Origin of the sequence: Microvirga arabica, assembly GCF_016811235.1 — a bacterium.
In the GTDB taxonomy this organism is placed as follows: domain Bacteria; phylum Pseudomonadota; class Alphaproteobacteria; order Rhizobiales; family Beijerinckiaceae; genus Microvirga; species Microvirga arabica.
In genome coordinates, this window is record NZ_JAFBID010000043.1 from 1 (window position 1) to 21,407 (window position 21,407).

General features: G+C 65.5%; 17 protein-coding genes. 15 read left to right on the forward strand and 2 right to left on the reverse strand.

Going from position 1 to position 21,407, the window contains the following annotated elements; genetic code table 11:
- Positions 1-1,111: 1,111 nt before the first annotated feature.
- Positions 1,112-2,920: an aspartate--tRNA ligase gene (aspS, locus tag JQC81_RS19410; RefSeq protein ID WP_203273467.1), complete on the forward strand. Its 1,809-nt coding sequence runs from the start codon at positions 1,112-1,114 to the stop codon at positions 2,918-2,920.
- A gap of 369 nt (positions 2,921-3,289) precedes the next feature.
- The gene (locus tag JQC81_RS19415; protein ID WP_203273428.1) at positions 3,290-5,593 is read left to right on the forward strand and encodes an NADP-dependent malic enzyme; all 2,304 of its coding nucleotides are present in this window, start codon (positions 3,290-3,292) and stop codon (positions 5,591-5,593) included.
- Positions 5,594-5,741: 148 nt separating this feature from the next.
- On the opposite strand, the gene JQC81_RS19420 is transcribed toward JQC81_RS19415, so the two are convergent.
- Positions 5,742-7,625, reverse strand: coding sequence for an aq_1923 C-terminal domain (locus JQC81_RS19420; RefSeq protein ID WP_203273429.1), 1,884 nt, complete (start codon positions 7,623-7,625; stop codon positions 5,742-5,744).
- An 88-nt stretch (positions 7,626-7,713) separates the two neighbouring features.
- A complete protein-coding gene (erpA, locus tag JQC81_RS19425; protein ID WP_203273430.1) occupies positions 7,714-8,040 on the reverse strand; it encodes an iron-sulfur cluster insertion protein ErpA in 327 nt (108 codons plus the stop codon).
- Between the two features lie 88 nt (positions 8,041-8,128).
- Between erpA and JQC81_RS19430 the strand changes: the two genes are divergently transcribed.
- The 13 genes from JQC81_RS19430 (at position 8,129) to JQC81_RS19490 (ending at position 21,283) form a co-directional block, all read left to right on the forward strand.
- Positions 8,129-9,343: a deoxyguanosinetriphosphate triphosphohydrolase gene (locus JQC81_RS19430; RefSeq protein WP_203273468.1), complete on the forward strand. Its 1,215-nt coding sequence runs from the start codon at positions 8,129-8,131 to the stop codon at positions 9,341-9,343.
- Positions 9,344-9,544: 201 nt separating this feature from the next.
- Positions 9,545-11,305, forward strand: coding sequence for an arginine--tRNA ligase (gene argS, locus JQC81_RS19435; protein ID WP_203273431.1), 1,761 nt, complete (start codon positions 9,545-9,547; stop codon positions 11,303-11,305).
- 106 nt (positions 11,306-11,411) lie between these two features.
- Complete coding sequence (locus JQC81_RS19440) at positions 11,412-12,833, forward strand: SPOR domain-containing protein (RefSeq protein WP_203273432.1); 1,422 nt, start codon at positions 11,412-11,414, stop codon at positions 12,831-12,833.
- A gap of 74 nt (positions 12,834-12,907) precedes the next feature.
- The gene (nagZ, locus tag JQC81_RS19445) at positions 12,908-13,927 is read left to right on the forward strand and encodes a beta-N-acetylhexosaminidase (protein WP_203273433.1); all 1,020 of its coding nucleotides are present in this window, start codon (positions 12,908-12,910) and stop codon (positions 13,925-13,927) included.
- 40 nt (positions 13,928-13,967) lie between these two features.
- On the forward strand, positions 13,968-14,768 hold the full coding sequence (locus JQC81_RS19450; RefSeq protein WP_203273434.1) for a segregation and condensation protein A: 801 nt from the start codon (positions 13,968-13,970) through the stop codon (positions 14,766-14,768).
- 1 nt (position 14,769) lies between these two features.
- On the forward strand, positions 14,770-15,489 hold the full coding sequence (scpB, locus tag JQC81_RS19455) for an SMC-Scp complex subunit ScpB (RefSeq protein ID WP_203273435.1): 720 nt from the start codon (positions 14,770-14,772) through the stop codon (positions 15,487-15,489).
- Entirely contained in the window at positions 15,486-16,610 is a 1,125-nt protein-coding gene (locus tag JQC81_RS19460; protein ID WP_203273436.1) for an ABC transporter ATP-binding protein, read from the forward strand. Before scpB ends, JQC81_RS19460 begins: the two co-directional genes overlap by 4 nt.
- A gap of 59 nt (positions 16,611-16,669) precedes the next feature.
- On the forward strand, positions 16,670-16,918 hold the full coding sequence (locus tag JQC81_RS19465) for a twin-arginine translocase TatA/TatE family subunit (RefSeq protein WP_203273437.1): 249 nt from the start codon (positions 16,670-16,672) through the stop codon (positions 16,916-16,918).
- A gap of 74 nt (positions 16,919-16,992) precedes the next feature.
- Positions 16,993-17,553 (forward strand): Sec-independent protein translocase protein TatB, encoded by a 561-nt coding sequence (tatB, locus tag JQC81_RS19470; protein WP_203273438.1) that lies wholly within the window; start codon positions 16,993-16,995, stop codon positions 17,551-17,553.
- Positions 17,550-18,353, forward strand: coding sequence for a twin-arginine translocase subunit TatC (gene tatC / locus JQC81_RS19475; RefSeq protein WP_203273439.1), 804 nt, complete (start codon positions 17,550-17,552; stop codon positions 18,351-18,353). Before tatB ends, tatC begins: the two co-directional genes overlap by 4 nt.
- Before the next feature lie 101 nt (positions 18,354-18,454).
- Positions 18,455-19,816 carry a serine--tRNA ligase gene (gene serS, locus JQC81_RS19480; protein WP_203273440.1) on the forward strand — a complete coding sequence of 454 codons (1,362 nt, stop codon included), beginning with the start codon at positions 18,455-18,457 and terminating at the stop codon, positions 19,814-19,816.
- 2 nt (positions 19,817-19,818) lie between these two features.
- On the forward strand, positions 19,819-20,580 hold the full coding sequence (gene surE / locus JQC81_RS19485) for a 5'/3'-nucleotidase SurE (RefSeq protein WP_203273441.1): 762 nt from the start codon (positions 19,819-19,821) through the stop codon (positions 20,578-20,580).
- Between the two features lie 16 nt (positions 20,581-20,596).
- Entirely contained in the window at positions 20,597-21,283 is a 687-nt protein-coding gene (locus JQC81_RS19490) for a protein-L-isoaspartate O-methyltransferase family protein (RefSeq protein WP_203273442.1), read from the forward strand.
- Positions 21,284-21,407 lie beyond the last annotated feature (124 nt).

The window sequence follows — 21,407 nt, forward strand, 5'->3', positions numbered from 1 at the left end:
CGTTTCAACACCATCACTTTGAGGGACAGCCACCCCGCTCCGCTAGCTCGTGAGCGGCAGGCCCATTACGGCATCTAGAATGAAAGCTGCGATCAACCCCATGAGCATGAATGATACTTTGGTGAAGGTGGAAAAACTTGGGTCGGGTTGCTGACTGCCGGACTCCGCCTTCCCCTGATCTATCATGTCTGTCACTGAGTGCCCCCTGTCGGCTTAGACGCCGAGTAAGGAGGGTAAGATGGGCGCCGGTGTGATGCTGGCAAGTTGACGACTTAGACCTACTACGTACGGATATTCGCTTAGAAAGCTCTAGAGCATCGTGCGGAAAAGTGGACCCGGTTTTCCGTCTCGACGATGCTCTCAATCAAGGAAGAAGCATCGGATGGATCCCAAAAGTGCTAATCCACTTTTGGGCCGATGCCTTAGAGCAACGCAGAGAGCACGACACCGAACTCAGAGCAGAGGTCTTGCAGAGTTCGACGCTTGAACTCGTTAGCGGTTATAAAGCTTCGTTCCCTATTTGTTCTTGACAGTTCTCCCAAGCTGAGCCATACCGTCGATGTCCTGCCTCGCGAGGGACGCGCCCGAGGCGTCGGTTGTGGAGGCGGGATGCGGTTCTGGCCGCTGCGGAGCAAGACGCTGGTTCCGCATGCCAGGGCTCTGAGCGGAGGATGAGGTTCATGGCTGCTGTTCGGGCAGGGCCATGGGCCGGCCTTCCAAGCCTCGCCAGCCCGAGGATCGTGGCATTAAGGGCTGCGCTCCAGAAGCACCGTGAAGCGGGTCTGAGGGTTCGTCCCTGATCCCGCCGGAGCGCGAGGCTCAGGGTCGAAAAGCCGTGCGCGGGAGGCCAAGGTGCTTCCCGTCCGGGCGGAACCCCCGTCCCAACCCGATCCTTCGCCCGCTCCACCGGAGTGCAGCGAAGCCGCCTTGCCTCCCGCGCTTCCCTTGAGTGCCCGAGACAAGCCACGACAAAGCCCACAGCCGCCACCCCGTCAGGGGAGGGAGCGCCCCCGCGCAGGCTCGATTTCAGCCTTCCGCCTTGACTTCCCCGGCCTCCCATGGATGTTGCGCCTCAAACCGAACCAGCAGGCTTTTGTCCATGTCCGCCTCCATGCACCGTTACCGTTCCCACACCTGCGGCGCGCTCCGCGAATCCGATGTCGGCGGGGTCGCCCGCCTGTCCGGCTGGTGCCACCGCATCCGCGACCATGGCGGCGTGCTGTTCATCGACCTGCGCGACCATTACGGCATGACCCAGTGCGTGATCGATCCCGATTCCCCGGCCTTCAAGATGGCCGAGTCGGCCCGGTCCGAATGGGTGATCCGGGTGGACGGCAAGGTGCGTAAGCGCCCGGCCGGCACCGAGAACCCGGAGCTGCCCACCGGCATGATCGAGGTCTACATCACCGACATGGAAGTCTTAGGCCCGGCGGCCGAGCTGCCGATGCCGGTCTTCGGCGACCAGGAATACCCGGAGGAGACCCGTCTCACCTACCGGTATCTCGATCTTCGCCGCGAGAAGCTCCACAACAACATCATGAAGCGCGGCGCGATCATCAACTCGCTCCGCACCCGCATGCAGCAGAGCGGCTTCTTCGAGTTCACCACGCCGATCCTCACGGCCTCAAGCCCTGAGGGCGCGCGCGACTTCCTGGTGCCGTCGCGCATCCATCCCGGCAAGTTCTACGCCCTGCCGCAGGCGCCGCAGCAGTTCAAGCAGCTGATCATGATCTCCGGCTTCGACCGGTACTTTCAGCTCGCCCCCTGCTTCCGCGACGAGGACCCGCGCGCCGACCGCCTGCCGGGCGAGTTCTACCAGCTCGACGTGGAGATGAGCTTCGTCACCCAGGAAGACATCTTCCAGACCATGGAGCCGGTGATCCGCGACACTTTCAAGGAGTTCGCGGACGGCAAGCCGGTGACGGAGACGTTCCCGCGCATTCCGTATTTCGAGTCCATGCTGAAATACGGCAACGACAAGCCGGACCTGCGCAACCCGCTGATCATCGCCGACGTGTCGGAGGTCTTCACCCGCGAGGACGTGACCTTCAACGCGTTCAAGAACGTGATCAAGTCCGGCGGCGTGGTGCGGGCGATTCCCGCCACGGGTGCAGCCTCGCAGCCGCGCTCCTTCTTCGACAAACTCAACGACTGGGCTCGCACGGAAGGCGCGCCGGGCCTCGGCTACATCGTGTTCGAGGAAGAGGGCGGCCAGATCACGGGCAAAGGCCCCATCGCCAAGTTCATTCCTGAAGCCGCGCAAGCGGTGATCCGCGAGAAGGCCGGCATCAAGGCGGGCGACGCGGTGTTCTTCTCGGCCGGCGCCGAGGACAAGGCGGCGTCCCTTGCCGGCAAGGCGCGCACCCGCATCGGCGACGAGCTCGGCCTCATCGACAAGGACCGCTACGAGTTCTGCTGGATCGTCGACTTCCCGCAATACGAGTGGAACGAGGACGAGAAGAAGATCGACTTCTCCCACAACCCGTTCTCCATGGGCAACATGGACCATGACGAGTTCATGGCGCTCGATCCGTCGGACAAGGACAAGATCCTCAAGATGACGGCCTTCCAGTACGACATGGTGTGCAACGGCTACGAGATGGCCTCGGGCTCCATCCGCAACCACCGTCCCGACCGCATGGTGAAGGCCTTCGAGATCGCCGGCTACGGCGAGCAGGAGGTCATGGAGCGGTTCGGCGGCATGTACCGCGCGTTCCAGTACGGCGCGCCGCCCCACGGCGGCATGGCGGCCGGCGTCGACCGCATCGTGATGCTGCTCTGCGGCGCGCAGAACCTGCGCGAGATCACGCTCTTCCCCATGAACCAGAAGGCGGAAGACCTGCTGCTCGGCGCCCCCTCCGACGTGACGCCCAAGCAGCTGCGCGAGCTGCACATCCGGCTGAACCTGCCGGAGAAGTAAGGGTTCTCTTCGGAGCGTGTGGTTGACACTTTCTCCGTCATGGCCGGGCTCGTCCCGGCCATCCACGTCTTAAGGCGCTTTCGTTTCTCTCAACCCTCATCCTGAGGAGGCGCGTCAGCGCCGTCTCGAAGGAGCCTTCAGTGCTCTCTGGAACCTCCTTCGAGACGCAGCTTCGCTGCTCCTCAGGATGAGGCTGGAGAGGCGGAAAGGGAAAACGTGGATCCCCGGAACAAGTCCGGGGATGACGTGGGACAGGTGGTCCCAACGATCCGATCGAGCGAGGCGCGCCGGTTGAGAAGAACATTGACGCCGGAGGGCAGGGCGCTCACAAGGTCCTTGGATATTCAATAGTTGCTGGGAGCGTGGCGGATGGGAGACAACATCTCGCAGGATCTGAAATCGGGGGCGATGTTCTACCATCAGCATCCGCGCCCCGGTAAGCTCGAGATCCAGCCGACGAAGCCCCTCGGCAACCAGCGCGACCTGGCGCTCGCCTATTCGCCTGGCGTCGCCGCCCCCTGCGAGGCCATCGCGGCCGATCCGGCCCAGGCCGCCAACCTGACCTCCCGCCAGAACCTCGTGGCCGTGATCTCCAACGGCACGGCCGTGCTCGGCCTCGGCGATATCGGCCCGCTTGCCTCCAAGCCCGTGATGGAGGGCAAAGCGGTCCTGTTCAAGAAGTTCTCCGGCATCGACGTGTTCGACATCGAGGTGGCCGAGAACAACGTGGACAAGCTCGTCGAGGTGATCGCCGCGTTGGAGCCCACCTTCGGCGGCATCAATCTCGAGGACATCAAGGCGCCGGAATGCTTCGAGGTCGAGGAGCGGTTGAAGGCTCGCATGGGCATCCCGGTCTTCCACGACGACCAGCACGGCACCGCCATCATCGTGGGCGCCGCGGTGATGAACGCCCTGGAACTCGCCGGCAAGCGCATCGAGGAGGTGAAGATCGTCACTTCCGGGGCGGGCGCCGCCGCGCTCGCCTGCCTCAACCTTCTCGTATCGCTCGGCGCCAGGCGCGAGAACATCTGGGTCACGGACATCAAGGGCGTGGTCCATGAAGGCCGCAACGAGCTCATGGACCGCTGGAAGCAGGTCTATGCGCAAGTCACCGATGCCCGCACGCTGGCCGACGTGATCCCTGATGCGGACGTGTTCCTCGGGCTGTCGGCCGGCGGCGTGCTCAAGCCCGAACTGCTCGCTCAGATGGCCCCGCGCCCGCTCATCATGGCGCTGGCCAACCCATACCCTGAGATCATGCCGGAGGAGGCGGAGGCCGCGCGTCCCGATGCGATGATCTGCACCGGGCGCTCGGATTATCCGAACCAGGTCAACAACGTCCTGTGCTTTCCTTACATCTTCCGCGGCGCGCTGGACGTGGGCGCAACCACGATCAACGAGGAGATGAAGGCGGCTGCCGTGAAGGCCATCGCGGGCCTCGCCCGCGAGGCGCCGTCCGAGGTGGTGGCGCGGGCCTATGGCGGCGAGGCCCATCCCTTCGGGCGCAAGTCCCTGATCCCGAGCCCGTTCGATCCGCGTCTGATCCTGCGCATCGCGCCGGCCGTGGCGCAGGCCGCCATGGATTCGGGCGTCGCCACGCGGCCGCTCGAGGATATGGAGGCCTACACGGAGTCACTCGGCCGCTTTGTGTTCCGTTCCGGCTTCATCATGAAGCCGTTGTTCTCGCAGGCGAAGGCCAACCCGAAGCGGGTGATCTACGCCGAGGGCGAGGACGAGCGCGTGCTGCGCGCCGTGCAGGTCATCGTCGAGGAGGGCATCGCCAAGCCGATCCTGATCGGACGCCCCAGCGTGATCGAGACGCGCATGAAGCGCTTCGGCCTCTCCATGGAGATCGGCCGGCATTTCGAGCTGGTGAACCCGGAGGACGATCCGCGCTACCGCGATTATGTCGCCACCTACGTAGAGGCCGCGGGCCGCAAGGGCATTACGCCGGATGCCGCCCGAACCCTGGTGCGCACCAACTCCACGGTCATCGGTGCGCTCGCCGTAAGAAGAGGGGATGCGGATGCGCTGATCTGCGGTCTCGAAGGCCGCTTCCAGTCCCGCGTCAAGCACATCAAGGACATCATCGGTCTGGCTCCCGGCGTCAACGAGATGGCGGCCCTGTCGCTCGTCATCACGTCGAAGGGCGCCTACTTCCTGGCCGACACCCATGTGCAGTTCGACCCGAGTGCCGAGCAGATCGCCGACATGACGATCGCCTGCGCGAGCCACGTGCGCCGCTTCGGCATGGAGCCGAAGATCGCGCTCCTGTCGCATTCCGATTTCGGCGCCGCCGACAGCCGCTCTGCGCTCAAGATGCGCGAGGCGCTCGCCTGCATCACCGAGCGTGCGCCGGATCTCGAGGTCGATGGCGAGATGCAGGCGGATTCGGCCCTGTCCGAGATGCTCCGCGAGCGGGTGAATCCCCATTCGCGCCTGACAGGCGAGGCGAACGTGCTGATCATGCCGAACCTCGATGCGGCCAACATCGCGTTCCAGTTCACCAAGATCCTGGCGGATTCGCTCCCCGTCGGCCCGATCCTGATCGGCCCGGCCAAGCCCGCCCACATCCTGACGCCGTCCGTGACGGCCCGCGGCATCGTCAACCTCACGGCCATCGCGGTCGTCGAGGCGCAGGCCGCGGAGCAGGATCAGCCGATGCTGATTTGATATCGTTTGAGGTTATCTAAAGCCCTCATCCTGAGGAGCGGCCGCTAGGCTGCGTCTCGAAGGAGGATCCAGTGCTCTCTGGAACCTCCTTCGAGACGGTCGCTGCGCGACCTCCTCAGGATGACGTTGGTGTCAGGGCTGCGATGGACTACTCCACCGTCGCCGAGATGTTCAGCTTCGCCAGCGCTTCCTTCGGGTCGGAGGCCAGCATCGCGTCCATTACGCCGAAGCCGGACGGGTTCTTGGGCTGGGCATTGATCGTGAGCTTGCCGGGCTTGCCGATGAAGCGGCCGACCGCCTGACCTAGGGTTTTTGCCTGTTCCGAATTGCCCATGATGGATGACACGACGAACGGTGCGGCGCTGGCATAAATCGTCCGCAGCGCCTCGGGCGTGGTCTTCTGCTCCTTGGCCGCCTGGGCCAGGTAGCGTCCGAGCAGGCCCTTGTCCTCGACCACGATGTCGGCCGCTTTCGCCTTGGCGCCGATCAGCGCAGCCGCAGCCGTCGCCTCATCCGGGCTAAAGAGGTCCTTGGTGACGTTGCCGATGGTGCCGGTCAGCGAGAGGGCGCCCATGTCCTGCCCCTGCACGGACACTTCCTTGAGGGCGATCTCATTGGCGGCCTCATTCCAGGTGGCGGCGACAAGGAACGACGAGTCGAGGGTCTTGTAGCCCAGGGCTGCGAGCTGCTTGACGAGATCGTCCGTGCTGGTCGCGGGCAGCGCGATGACGAGGTTGCGCTGTTCGATCCGGATGTTCGTCGGGAGGCCGTTCACGGGCTTGTCCGCCGTCACCTCGAAGTCCTTGAGCGTGAAGTTCACCCGCTCGGTCGTCTTGTCGCCGGCCTTGTTCGGGACATCCACGTCGATGCCCGACAGGCGCAGGGTGCCGAGCGTCGGGATGAGTGAGCGAAGCGCCTCCTGGTCGAGGTCTTCGATCGGCTTGCCCTGGAGCGCCTTGAGGCCGTTCAGGCTCGGCGTCAGGGAGAAGCCGGTCAGGCTGATGGTGCCCACCTTCACGCGGCCCTCCTGATCGCCGATTTCCAGCCCCTCCAGGCGGGTGTCCGCCGGTTGCGAGCCCGTGCTGCCCGTATAGGCGAACCGGTCGATGCGGCCGATCACGGACGGCTTCCGGTCCTTGGCCTCGGCACCTTTTTTGGGCGTGGCTTTGATCCGGATGTCAGCGGCCTCCATGAAGCCGATATCGAAGGCGCCTGCGATGTCGACCATCGCGGTTCTGAGGCGGCTCTCTTCCTCGGTCGACAGGTTGTTCTTGCCGCCCATCTCCGTGAGGAACGCCAGGGTGCTGCCCCAGGAATCCTGGGTGGGCCGGGCCATGACGTCCCGAGCACTCACCCGGGCGATCTGCACCGACATGTTCTCGCCGCTGTCGACCATGTCGAGATTCTCCATGGTGACGGCGCCGTAGATCCGGGTCATCGGCGCGGAGGCGGAAGCGTCCTTCGTCTCGTAGAGCCGCACGAAAGCCGGGGTGTTCAGGTCGCTGAGGGTGGTCTGGCCGTAGCTGAACAGGACATTGCCTTTCGCGCCGGTCCTTTCGATCGCCATGGCTCCGATGACGGCCTTCGCGACCTGCCCCTGGACAACGTCGTTCAGGGAGACGTTCCTGTAGAAGATCGTCTGGGTTTGCTGGCCCAGCTTCTGCGTCACCTTGATTTCGGGAGCCGTGACCTGCCGGGCGCTGATCCGCATCAGGCGGTCGGCCAGGGGCTCGGACGCGGATGAGAAGAGCGATTCGACCTCGCTGCGGGAGACGGTCACGCCGGAAAAGTCGATCCGCTTCACCTCATAGGTGAGATCGCCCCAGGTGAAGCGCACATTGTCCAGGCTGAAGCTGTCGGCGGATTGCGCGAAAGCCGCGCTCCAGAGCGGAACCCGGATCGCCTCGACGGAGACGTGCCGATCGCCTTGGCCGGAAGCCAGGTTGCGAACCACGGCCGGCTCGAACTGCATGGCGGCCGAGCCTGCCATCAAGGCGAGCGCGCAGACGCCTGCGCGGTAACGAAGTCGCATGAGATCCCCCAAACCAGGCCCAATCCGGGCCGGCATCCTTTAGCCTATAAATGTCCGGCGGGGGAGAATACGCAGTTACGTTACGATTTTACAACGAGAACGAGGTGCCGCAGCCGCAGGCGGCCGTGGCATGGGGGTTCTCGATCTTGAAAGACTGGCCGATCAGGTCGTCCACGAAGTCGATCACCGAACCGTCCATGTACTGGATCGACACCTCGTCGACCACCACGGTGGCGCCGTCCTTCTCGATCACGAGATCGTCGTCCTGCCGGGTCCGGTCCACATCGAAGGCATATTGGAAGCCCGAGCAGCCGCCGCCATTGACGCTGATTCTCAGGTGCGAGCCGTCCGGCTCGGAGGCCATGATCTCGTTGATGCGGCGGGCGGCGCGCTCTGTCAGGGTGATACCGGTCATGGTTACTTCCAGTCCATCGAAGGACGCAATTCTTGCACTAGGTGTTAAGAGCAAGGTAAGTGCGCCCTGACAAGGCTTCAACCCGGGGATATGTGTGCGGCCCTTTGGCGAAAGATGGCGAGCCCCTTACGCCTGCGATCCGTGGGGAAGCCGCGGGCGGCTCTTCCCCGAGGCGGTTTCCCCGACCCGCAGCGATTTCCAGCGCGACCGGGACCGGATCATCCACTCCTCGGCCTTCCGCCGGCTCAAGCACAAGACGCAGGTGTTCGTCTATCATGAGGGCGACCATTTCCGGACGCGGCTGACCCACACCATCGAGGTGAGCCAGATCGCCCGCGCCTTGGCTCGCTCCCTCGGGCTCGATGAGGATCTGGCCGAGGCCCTGGCGCTCTCCCACGACCTCGGCCACACGCCCTTCGGGCATACGGGCGAGGATACGCTGGACGAGTGCATGGCGGGTTTCGGGGGCTTTGACCACAATGCCCAGGCCCTGCGTGTGGTGACCCGCCTGGAGCGCCGCTATGCGGAGTACGACGGGCTGAACCTCACCTGGGAGACCCTGGAGGGGCTGGTCAAGCACAACGGCCCGCTGCTCGACTCAGACGGCAAGCCGACCCTGCGCTATGCTGCCCGGGGCGTGCCGCTGGCGATCCTCGAATACAACACCCAGCAGGACCTGGAACTCGCCACCCATGCCGGCGGCGAAGCCCAGGCGGCGGCCATTGCCGACGACATTGCCTACGATGCCCATGACATCGACGATGGCTTAAGGGCAGGGCTGTTCCGGATCGAGGATTTGCGCGAGGTGCCGTTCCTCGCCGAACTCCTGGCCGAGATCGAGAGCCGCTATCCGGGGCTCGACCTCTCCCGCCGGATCCATGAGTTGACCCGGCGCGTGATCACACGCTTCGTCGAGGACGTGGTGGCGGAAGGGGAGCGCAGGATCACGGCCCTGGCGCCGCAGAGCGCAGGCGACATCCGGCAGGCGGGGAGCACGATGGTCTGCTTCTCGAAGGCCATGACCGAGGCCGACGCCTCTATCAAGCGGTTCCTCTATGCCCGCATGTATCGTCACCCGGACGTGATGCGGGTTCGGGCCCAGGCCGACGACGTGCTGCGGGACCTGTTCCGCCGCTTCAAGGCCGAGCCGGAGCTGATGCCGGAGGAGTGGCAGGCGGATCTCCCGAGAGACGACGAGCCGCGTCTTGCCCGCCGGGTGGCGGACTACATCGCCGGCATGACCGACCGATACGCAATCCTTGAGCACCGGCGCCTGTTTGACGTGACGCCGGACTTGCGTTAGGCGCGGCTCAGTCTTTTTAGAGTCTTGAAACGCAACCCTCATCCTGAGGAGCAGCTGCAAGCTGCGTCCCGAAGGATGGTCCAGAGAGCACTGGAGGCGCCCTCGTCCTTCGAGACGGCCTGACGGCCTCCTCAGGATGAGGGCTCAGGTAGCGTTTTCCGGCTGCGGTCGGGGCCTTGTCGCCCAATTGAGATGAGTACCATGAACATTTTCGGGCTGTTCGAGAAGCGGGTTGCGGATGCGCTTGGCCGGTTGGCCGAGGCGGGCAAAATTCCATCGGGGCTGGACGTCAGCCGCGTGGTGGTCGAGCCGCCGCGCGATCCCTCCCACGGCGATCTCGCCACGAATGCCGCCATGGTGCTGGCCAAGGAAGCGCGCATGAACCCGCGCGCCCTGGCCGAGCTGCTCGTCGCCGACCTCGGGGATGATCCGCGCGTCACCAAGGTCGAGATCGCCGGCCCCGGCTTCATCAACATCCGGCTGAACGCAGCAGTGCTGCACGAGGTGCTGCGCGCCGCCGTCGTCGACGCCAACGGCTTCGGCCGCAGCGACCAGGGGGCGGGCGCTCCGGTCAACGTGGAATACGTCTCGGCCAATCCCACCGGCCCGATGCATGTGGGCCATTGCCGTGGCGCGGTGTTCGGCGATGCGTTGGCGGGCTTGCTGGATTTCGCCGGCTACAAGGTCACCCGCGAATACTACATCAACGATGCCGGCGCACAGGTCGATGTCCTCGCCCGCTCAGCCTACCTCCGCTATAAGGAGGCCCTGGGCCAGGAGATCGGCGAGATCCCGGAGGGGCTCTATCCGGGCGATTACCTCAAGCCCGTCGGCGAATTGCTCGCCAAGGAGCATGGCCAGAGCCTGCTCGACAAGCCGGAGGCCGAGTGGCTGCCGCTGGTGCGCGAGGTATCCATCAACGCCATGATGGACATGATCCGCAACGACCTCGCGGTATTGAACATCCACCACGACGTGTTCTTCTCCGAGCGCTCTCTGCAGCTTGGCGCCAAGGACCAGGTGAAGGCGCTGATCGAGGACCTGCGCTCGCGCGACCTCGTCTATATGGGCCGCCTGCCGCCGCCCAAGGGGCAGAAGGATGAGGATTGGGAGGATCGCGAGCAGCTCCTGTTCCGCGCCACTGCCTTCGGCGACGAGGTCGACCGCCCGCTGCTGAAGTCGGACGGCTCCTACACCTATTTCGCCTCCGATATCGCTTATCACCGCTCCAAGTTCGAGCGCGGCTTTGCCTCCATGATCGACGTTTGGGGCGCCGACCACGGCGGCTACGTCAAGCGCATGCAGGCGGCCGTGAAGGCGGTCTCCGACAACAAGGCCGATCTCGACGTGAAGCTCTGCCAGCTGGTGAAGCTGCTCCGCGGCGGCGAGCCGGTGAAGATGTCGAAGCGCTCCGGCGACTTCGTCACCTTACGCGAGGTGGTCGACGAGGTGGGCCGCGATGCCACCCGCTTCATGATGATCTTCCGTAAGAACGACGCGACCCTGGATTTCGACCTCGCCAAGGTGGTCGAGCAGTCCAAGGACAACCCGGTCTTCTACGTGCAGTACGCCCATGCCCGTTGCGCCTCCGTGTTCCGACAGGCGGGGGAGGCGTTCCCGGGCGCTGACTTCTCGGCGGCTCAGCTTGAAAAGGCGGATCTCTCGATCCTGAGTGACGAAGCGGAAATGGATATCATCCATCGCATCGCCCAGTTCCCCAGGGTTATCGAGGCGGCGGCGGAAGCACATGAGCCCCACCGGGTCGCATTTTACCTCTACGATCTGGCGAGCGCCTTCCATAGTTTATGGAATAAGGGCAAAGACTTGCCGCAATTACGCTTTGTTAATCTAACTGATAAAGAGTCAACACAAGCGAGGCTCGCTCTCGTGCATGCCCTGAAAGGCGTGCTCGCATCTGGTCTCGCAATCCTGGGCGTCACGGCACCCGACGAAATGCGATAGTGTTTCCCAAGGCGGATCAACCGCTTAGGAGTTTTCGCGTCGGGTCCTGTCACGTCGTGCCGGCGGAGCAACAGGTGCTCCTGTCGCGTAACTGGAGATCCGGCGCATGAGCGAATCACCGAAGCCCCGTTTTGCCATCGACCTCAACGAGATCGAGCGGCAACTCGCCCAGGCGGGCGCCCCGCAGAACCATCAGGCTTCCGCCTCGCGGAACGATCCGCTGGCGGAATTGGCCCGGATCGTGGGGCAAGACGATCCATTTCAATCGATTCTGGCCAATGACGGCTCGTCCCGCCAGCGCCCACAGGGTGCGTCAGTGGACGATCTTTTCGCCGTCCGCGACACTATGACGCCCGCAGCCCGCGAGGTGCCGGTCCGTGCGTCTCACGCCGGTCAGGCCCAGCCCGTCTACGATCAGGACGGCTACCCTCATGCCCGCGCGGCCGAGCCGGCCTACGGCCATCAGGATCAGGCGTCCTACCAGCAGGATTCGTACGGCAACGAGGCCTATGCCCAGGACTATTACTCGGATCAGGCCGCCCAGTACCCCAACCAGGGTTATGACGCTGCTGACCGCCTCGACTACCCGCCGGTGGAGAAAACTCGCTCCCGCAAGGGGCCGGTTGCCATCGCGGCCGTTCTCGGCGCTCTCGTTCTCGGCGGCGGTGGGGCCTACATGGCGTCGGATTCGTCCTCGATCACGGGCGGCGAGCCGCCGTTGATCAAGGCGAACAACGAGCCGACCAAGGTGCAGCCGCAGAACCCGGGCGGGGTCGAGATCCCGAACCAGAACAAGCAGATCTACGAGCGCGCCAACCAGGACGGCGCCACCAAGGTGGTCAACCGCGAGGAGCAGCCCGTCGACGTACAGCAGGCCGTGCGCATGAACGGCAACGCCGTAGCGGACGCCACCGGCGGCACCCTCGGCGCGGCGGGCAAGCCCCAGCAGACCGCCAGCTTGAACCTCGGCGAGCCGAAGAAGGTCCGCACGGTCACGATCCGTCCGGATGGCACCATGGCCGGCGAGGCACCGGCGCCCCAGCCGGCAGCTCCCGCCGCCATGACCCTTCCGCCGCAGGCTCAACCCGCTCCGGTCCAGGTTGCGTCCGTCCAAGTCCCGGCGGCGCAGCCTAAGCCGGTCGCGAGCACGCCCGTAGCAGCTCCGGCCACGCCTGCTCCGACCCCGAAGCCCACCCCGGCCGCAGCAACACCCTCCAGCACCCCGGCGCCGCAGCAGGTGGCCTCGGTTCAGCCGGCGGCTCCCGCGGCCGCGGAGACGACCCCGACCGGCGGCTTTGCCGTGCAGTTGGGCGTTGCCACTTCCGAAGCATCGGCCCAGTCGGTCTTCGCTTCGTTCCAGCGCAAGTATTCCGATCTCGAAGGCCAGTCCTCGATGATCCGCAAGGCCGAGGTGAACGGCAATACCGTCTACCGCGTCCGCGTCGGACCGATGTCGAAGGAGGAGGCCTCCTCCCTCTGCTCCAAGCTCCAGGGGCAGGGCGGGCAGTGCTTCGTGGCCAAGAACTGACCTAACTTGGAACTGAGCAAGCTTAGCAGCCGAGAATTCTTGACCCTGCCGAGCAGGGGACGTAAGGCGCGGGTATGACCACCCGCGCCTTTATTGCTGGATGCTCCGGCTTTGAACTCACCCCCGACGAGGTTGCCTTCTTCCGGGAAGCGCAGCCTTGGGGCTTCATCCTGTTCCGCCGCAACGTGGATACGCCTGAGCGGGTGAGGGCGCTCTGCGCCTCCCTGAGGGACACGGTCGGACGAACCGACGCCCCGATCCTCATCGATCAGGAGGGTGGCCGGGTTCAGCGCATGGGGCCGCCGCACTGGCCGAAATACCCGCCCGGGCGCACCTACGGGCTCGTCCACGCCAACGATCCTCTCGTCCAGCGGGAGATCGCCCGCCTCGGGGCGCGGCTGATCGCCCACGACCTGCGGTCCGTCGGGATCACCGTGGATTGCCTGCCGGTCCTCGACGTGCCGTCGCCCGGAGCCCACGACATCATCGGCGACCGGGCCTACGGCAAGACCCCCGCCCAAGTGGCCGTGCTCGGACGGGCCGCCGCCGAGGGGCTGCTGGCCGGCGGTGTCCTGCCGGTGGTCAAGCACATGCCGGGCCACGGCCGGGCCGGGGCCGACAGCCACCTGGCGTTGCCTGTGGTCGAGGCCTCCCGCGAGGAGTTGGAGCGGCACGATTTTGCGACGTTCCGTATGCTCACCGACATGCCGCTCGCGATGACGGCTCACGTGGTCTACACGGCCCTCGACCCGGAGAATCCCGCCACCACCTCCCGCATCGTCATGGAGGAGATCATCCGCGGCCATATCGGCTATGACGGGCTGGTGATGACCGACGACCTGTCCATGCATGCCCTGTCGGGATCCTTCCGGAGCCGGTCCGAAGCGGCTTTTGCGGCCGGCTGCGACATGGCCCTCCACTGCAACGGCAGCATGGAGGAGATGAGCGCGGTGGCCGAGGCTGCCCCCATCCTGACTGGCGATGCCCTGCGCCGCGCTAACGCTGCGTTAGCGCGCATCACCCACGAGCCTGAGCCTCTGGATCCTGTGGATGCCCGGGCGCGGCTCGATTCCGCGCTTGCGATGATCGCCTAAAGCCCGTGAAGCTTCGCGCGGAGTGAGTTGAGTATCATCCATGGCAAAGCCCTTACCCTTTGACGAAGTCGAGCTGAACGAGCGTGCCGAGAGCGAGCCCGCTCTGCTCGTCGACGTGGACGGGTTCGAAGGACCGCTCGACCTGCTGCTTGAACTCGCCCGCCGCCAGAAGGTCGACCTCCACCGCATCTCGATCCTGGCGCTTGCCGAGCAGTACATCGCCTTCATCGAGGCGGCACGGCGCATGCGCCTGGAGCTGGCGGCCGACTACCTCGTGATGGCGGCTTGGCTCGCCTATCTCAAGTCCCGCCTCCTGCTGCCCGAGCCGCCGAAAGGCGAGGAGCCGAGCGCCGAGGATCTCGCCTCCGCCTTGGCCCTGCGCCTGCGTCGCCTGGAGGCGATCCGCGAGGCCGCCAAGCGGATGGGCGAGCGCGCCTGGCTCGGCCGCGACGTGTTCGCCCGCGGCGCTCCGGAGCCGGTGATCATCAACCGGGATTCCCATTACGAGGCCAGCCTCTACGACCTGCTCAAAGCCTATGCCCAGCAGCGACAGATGCGGTTCAACGCCAGGGTTTCGCTGCACAAGCGGAATGTCTGGTCCCTGGTCGAGGCCCGGGAGGCCCTGGAGCGCCTTGTCGGTCACCTGAGTGATTGGGTGACCCTCGACACCTATCTTGTGGAATACATGGTCGAGCCCGCCATGCGCCCGACCGTTCTGGCCTCGGCCCTCTCCGCCACCCTGGAGATGGTGCGTGAGGGCAAGCTCACGGTCCGGCAGGACGAGGCTTTCGCGCCGGTCTGGGTCAAGCCCGTGGCCGACCCGGCCGAGGCAGGAGTTTAGGATGCTGCCCGACATGCAGGACGAAGCCCCCGAAGCCATGGAAGACGAGACCCCTGAGGTCAGCCATGTGCCCGATCACAGCGAGGCCATGCGCATCGCCGAGGCGCTGCTATTCGCCTCCGCGGCGCCGTTGAGCGCCGAGGAACTGGCCGGCCGCCTGCCGGAAGGCGCGGACGTGGAGAAGATCCTGCAGGACTTGGCCGAGCTTTATGCGCTTCGGGGCGTCAACCTCGTACGTGTTGCCGGGAAATGGACCTTCCGCACGGCGAGCGACCTGTCCTTCGTGCTGGCCCGCGACGTGGTCGAGCAGCGCAAGCTCTCCCGCGCCGCCATGGAGACGCTCGCCATCATCGCCTATCACCAGCCGGTGACCCGGGCCGAGATCGAGGAGATCCGTGGCGTGGCCACCTCGAAGGGCACCATCGACACGCTCCTGGAGACGGGCTGGATCCGCCTGCGGGGACGCCGGAAGGCGCCCGGACGCCCCGTCACCTACGGCACGACGCCGGCCTTCCTGGAGCATTTCGGCCTCGATGCCATCGAGGACCTGCCGGGCCTTGAGGAGCTGAAGGGCGCGGGCTTCATCGAGGGCCGCGTTCCCTCCGACTTCTCGGTGCCGGTTCCGTCCGATGCCGATATCCTGCGCGAGGACGAGGATCCCCTCGAGGACGATCTCCTGCAGCCTCTGGACATGCACCAGACCGAGGCCGGCGAGGAATGACGGACAGGCCAGCGGGCTCCGCCCTGGACCGGTTCCGTCTGCCCCGATGGGGCCAGCGCGGCACGGCGGGCGCCTCAATTCCCGCGCAGCTGACCTTCGAGAGCATCGTCCAGGCCTATGGCAGCCAGCGCGCCCTCGACGGCGTCTCGCTCACCATCGAGCCGGGCGAGATCGTCTGCCTGCTCGGCCATTCCGGTTGCGGAAAGACGACCCTCCTGCGCATCGCAGCCGGCGTGGAGGCTCCCACCTCCGGCCGGGTGCTCATGGACGGCATGGAGGTGAGCGGGCCAAGGACTTTCCTGGAGCCGGAGAAGCGCGGCATCGGCCTGATGTTTCAAGATTATGCCCTGTTCCCGCATATGACGATCCTGCAGAACATCATGTTCGGCCTCAAAGACCTCTCGGCCTCCGAGGCCGGGGTCGCGGCTCGCCGGGCCCTGTCCCGCGTCGGCCTGGAGCATTACGCCAACGAGTACCCTCACACCCTGTCCGGCGGCGAGCAGCAGCGGGTGGCGCTGGCCCGCTCCATCGCGCCTCGTCCCGGCGTGCTGCTCATGGACGAGCCGTTCTCCAACCTCGACCGGCGCATGCGCGATGCGATTCGGGACGAGACTGTCGCAATTTTGAGAGAAACCGGCGCTACGACCATCGTGGTGACCCACGACCCGGAAGAGGCCATGCGGATCGCAGACCGGATCGTTCTGATGCGGGCCGGTGCGATCATCCAGCACGGGGAGGCCGAGGAGATCTACCGGAGGCCGGCGAACCTCTTCGCCGCCCGGTTCTTCTGCGACTTCAACGAACTCGAAGGCGCGGTCCGGAACGGCCAGGTCAGCTGCCCGGTCGGCGTCTTTCCGGCGCCGCATCTGCCGGACGGGCCCGCAATCGTCTGCGTGCGCCCGCAGGGCGTGAGGCTGAAGCCCGCCGGCTTCTGCCTGCCGGGCCGGGTGGTCTCGCGCCGCTTCCTCGGGGAGGTCGACCTTGTCCAGATCGACGTGCAGGGCGTCGACCGTCCGCTCCAGGCCCGCGTTCACGATCCCGTTGGCGTGAAGGAGGGACAGGATGTGGGCATCGAGGTCGATACGAAGGATGTCCTTGTTTTCGCCGCGTCCGACGCATAGGTTGGCGGCGAGTTCCTTATCTGAAATGCCGCGCCCCTCGAGGGCGCAGGAGGATTGCCATGGGTGGCACGAGTATTTGGCACTGGATCGTCGTGGGTCTGATCGTCGTCCTGCTGTTCGGACGCGGCAAGATCTCCGACATGATGGGCGACGTCGCGAAGGGCATCAAGGCCTTCAAGAAGGGCATGTCCGAGGACGACACCCCGGCCAAGCCGGTGCAGCCGTCCGAACCGGTCCGGACCATCGATCACCAGAACGGCACGACGACCACCACGACCACCGTCTCGACGGACCACAAGGTCGGCTAAGCGATGTACGCGCGCCGCAGGATGTGGCGCGTCGGTACGTGTGAGTATCTAAAGGGCAGGTTCGAGGCCACGTCATGTTGGACATGAGCTGGGGTGAGATCATGACGATCGGCGCCGTCGCGCTGATCGTGATCGGCCCGAAGGATCTGCCCAAAGCCCTGCGCACCGTGGGACAGATGACCAGCAAGCTCCGCCGCATGGCGTCGGAGTTCCAGGGCCAGTTCAACGAGGCCATGCGGGAAGCCGAACTCGACGAGGTCAAGAAGCAGCTCCAGAGCGTGAACGAGGCCGTTCCATCGCTCAACACGAGCTTCAACCCGATCCAGACGATCCGGGACGAGCTGAAGACCTCCATCGAGGCGCCCGTTGCAACCGCCGAAAAGGCGCCGGAGCCGGAGAGCAGCCCAGAGCCTGCCCAGGTGGAAGTTCAGGTGCCTTCCGATGCCTCGGTACAGGCGGCGGTGGAGGGACGGGCGCCGGCGCCCGCCGATCCGCTCGTCGACCTGCCGCTCCCACAGAGCGTGGATCCGGCAACGGAAATCGCCGAATCCCTGCGGCGGGAAGCCGAGTATGAAGCCCAGCAGGCTGCTCTTGCCCAGCAGTTCGCAGAGAAACCGGACGCGAAAGTCGGATGACCACTGCCGTCGAACAGGATGAGGTCGAGTCCTCGCGCGCGCCTCTGATCGAGCACCTGACCGAGCTGCGCTCGCGCCTCATCAAGGCGCTGGTCGCGTTCGTGGCGATGTTCTTCATCTGCTTTGCCGTCGCGAAGTACATCTACAACGCGCTGGTGTGGCCCTACGTCCTGGCGGTCGGCTCCCCCGAGGCGGCGCGTCTCGTCTACACCCATGGCCTGGAATACCTGTTCACCCAGATTCAGGTTGCGGCCTTCGGCGCGGGCTTCCTGGCCTTCCCGGTCATCGCCATGCAGGTCTACAAGTTCGTGGCGCCGGGCCTCTACAAGAACGAGCGCCGGGCCTTCGTGCCCTATCTCGTCGCCACGCCCGTTCTTTTCGCCGTCGGCGCGGCCTGCGTCTACTTCATCGCCATGCCGCTCCTCATGCGCTTCTCCGTGGGCATGCAGCAGCTGGCCGTGGAAGCCGGGCCGACCATCGAGTTCCTGCCCAAGGTCAGCGAGTACCTGTCGCTGATCATGACCCTGATCTTCGCCTTCGGCATCTGCTTCCAGCTGCCGGTGATCCTGACCCTGCTGGCGCGAGCCGGAATCATCGATTCGCAGTTCCTGAAGGACAAGCGGCGCTACGCCATCGTGATCGTGTTCGTGATCGCCGCGGTCCTGACCCCGCCGGATGTGATCAGCCAGTTCGCCCTTGCGATCCCCACCCTGCTTCTTTACGAGGCATCCATCTTCTCCGTCATCATGGTCGAGAAGAAGCGTGCGGAAGCCGAGGCCGCGCGCGCGGCAGAGGAATAGGGCCGACAGGCTCGACACACCGGCCGCCACCCTCGGCAGAAGATTGAAGGGGCGGCCGTGTCGAAGGGGCGGGGCCGTTCGACGAAGCAGGTCCTCATCCCATGCACGACATTCGTTCCATCCGCGAGAATCCCGCGGCTTTCGACCAAGGCCTCCGGAACCGGGGCATGGGGCCCTTGTCCGCGCAGCTGATCGCCCTCGACGACCGGCGCAAGAGCGCCATCTCGGCCCTGCAGGCCGCCACTGAGCGCCGCAATGCCATGTCCAAGGAGATCGGACAGGCCAAGGCCAAGAAGGACGAGGCGCGGGCGCAGGAGCTGATGGCCGAGGTGGCCCGGATCAAGGAGACGATGCCGGAGCTGGAGGAGGCCGAGCGCGTGGCCGAGAAGGCCTTGTTCGAGGCTCTTGCCGCGATCCCGAACATTCCCAAGGAGGGCGTGCCGGTCGGTGCCGACGAGCACGGCAACGTGGAGCGTCACCGCGTTGGTACGCCCCGCATGTCGAACAGCGCCAAGCAGCATTTCGAGATCGGCGAGGCCCTTGGCCTCATGGATTTCGAGACGGCCGCGAAGCTCTCCGGCTCGCGCTTCGTGGTGCTCAAAGCAGGACTCGCGCGTCTGGAGCGGGCGCTCGGCCAGTTCATGATTGACCTGCACACCAATGAGCACGGCTACACGGAAGTGAACCCGCCGCTGCTCGTTCGCGACGACGCCATGTTCGGCACCGCGCAGCTGCCGAAATTCGAGGACGATCAGTTCTGGGCCTTCCCGGGCAACTCCCTCGAGCAGGTTGTTGCCGCAGCCCTTGAGGGCCAGCCGCGCGATGCCGTCGCCAAGATGATCAAGGACACCCGCTACGGGATGATTCCGACGGCGGAGGTGACGCTCACCAATCTGGTGCGCGAGCAGATCCTGTCCGAGGAAGAACTGCCGCTGCGTTTCACCGCGCTGACCCCGAGCTTCCGCGCCGAGGCGGGCTCTGCCGGGCGCGACACGCGCGGCATGATCCGCCAGCACCAGTTCGTCAAATGCGAGCTCGTCTCGATCACCACGCCCGAGACTTCGGCCGACGAGCACGAGCGCATGCTCACCAGCGCCGAGAACGTGCTGAAGAAATTGGAGCTGCCGTTCCGCACCGTGACGCTCTGCACCGGCGACATGGGCTTCTCCTCGACCAAGACCTACGACATCGAAGTCTGGCTGCCGGGGCAGGGGGCCTATCGCGAGATTTCGAGCTGCTCGGTGTGCTCCGACTTTCAAGCGCGCCGCATGAATGCCCGCTACCGCGCCGCCGGCGAGAAGCAGCCGCGCTTCGTGCACACCCTCAACGGCTCAGGACTGGCTGTCGGCCGCACGCTGGTGGCGGTGCTGGAGAACTACCAGAACGAGGACGGCAGCGTCACGATCCCCTCAGTTCTGCAGCCCTATATGGGCGGTCTCACCCGCATCGAGCGTCAGGGCTGAACATGCGTATTCTCTGCACCAACGACGACGGCATCCACGCTCCGGGATTGAAGACCCTGGAGGCCATCGCCCGCGAGCTGTCGGACGATGTCTGGGTCGTCGCGCCCGAGACGGATCAGAGCGGCGTCGCCCATTCGCTCTCGCTCAACGATCCCCTGCGCCTGCGCGAGATCTCCAGCCGTCACTTTGCCGTCAGGGGCACGCCGACGGATTGCGTGATCATGGGCGTGCGCCACCTCATGCGGGATGCCAAGCCCGACCTCGTGCTCTCCGGCGTCAATCGCGGGCAGAACGTGGCCGAGGATGTGACCTATTCCGGCACGGTGGCGGGCGCCATCGAGGGCACGATTCTGGGCGTTCCTTCCATCGCGCTCTCCCAGGCCTACGGCCCGACCACGCGCGATGCGCCGCGCTGGCAATGCGCCGAGCATCACGGCCCAAAAGTGGTGCGCAGAATTCTCGAGGCCGGCATCGACAAGGGCATCCTCGTCAACGTGAACTTCCCGGATTGCGAGCCGGAGGAAGTTGAGGGGACGGCGCTCGTCAACCAGGGCCAGCGCACGCAGGAACTTCTGCGGCTTGATGAGCGTCGCGACGGGCGCGGTAACCCTTATTTCTGGATCGCTTTCGAGCGACGCCCCTTCACGCCCGGCAACGGCACGGATCTCTGGGCCATCGCCAACCGGCGCATCGCCGTCACGCCGTTGCGCATCGACATGACCGACGAGCCAACCCTGACCCGATACGCACAGGCCTTCGGCTGATGAGGATGCGGGCGCGATGAACCAGGATCTGCCATACCTGCCCGAGGCGGACGATGCCCGCGACGAGCAGGCGGCGATCGGGGCGGCGTCCTTCATCCTGTCGTTGCGGGCCAAAGGCATTCGCGACACGGCGCTCCTGCGGGCCATGGAGCTTGTGCCGCGCGAGGTCTTTGCCCCGCGCCGCTTCACCGATCTCGCCCGCACCGACGTCGCCCTGCCGTTGCCCTGCGGCCAGACGATGACCGGCCCCGCAACGGTGGCCGCCATGCTGCTGGCGCTTGGCGTTCAACCCGGCCAGCGTGTGTTGGAGGTCGGGACGGGGAGCGGATACGTGACGGCGCTCCTGGCGCGGCTCGGCGCGGAGGTGACGAGCGTCGAGCGCTTCAACACCCTGGCGGCGGCGGCAGCCCAGCATCTCAAGATCGTCGAAGCAGGCAAGGTCCGCCTGGAGGTGGGCGACGGGCTCGCCACGCGGGTGCGGGACCGGTTCGATCGCATTCTCCTGAACGGCGCACGCCCGGAGTTGCCGGAAGCGCTGATGCCACTGCTCGGACCCGGAGGGCGCCTCGTGGGTGCGCTGACCGTCGAGGGCATGCCCCGCCTCGTGAAGATCGAGCGCGACGCCGATGGAGAGCTCATGCAGAGCCTCGGCGTCCCTCTCCGGATTTCTCCGCTCGTCACCGGGATTGCGGCAACTCTCTGACGAAAACGAAATTTTTTCGACAAGGTTACGAGAAAGTGCGCACCATCAACCGTTGCTTAACCTGAACAGGCTTTTAATCGCTCCATCGAGTTGCGTTCGGTTGGGGTTGAGTGATGCGTTTGCG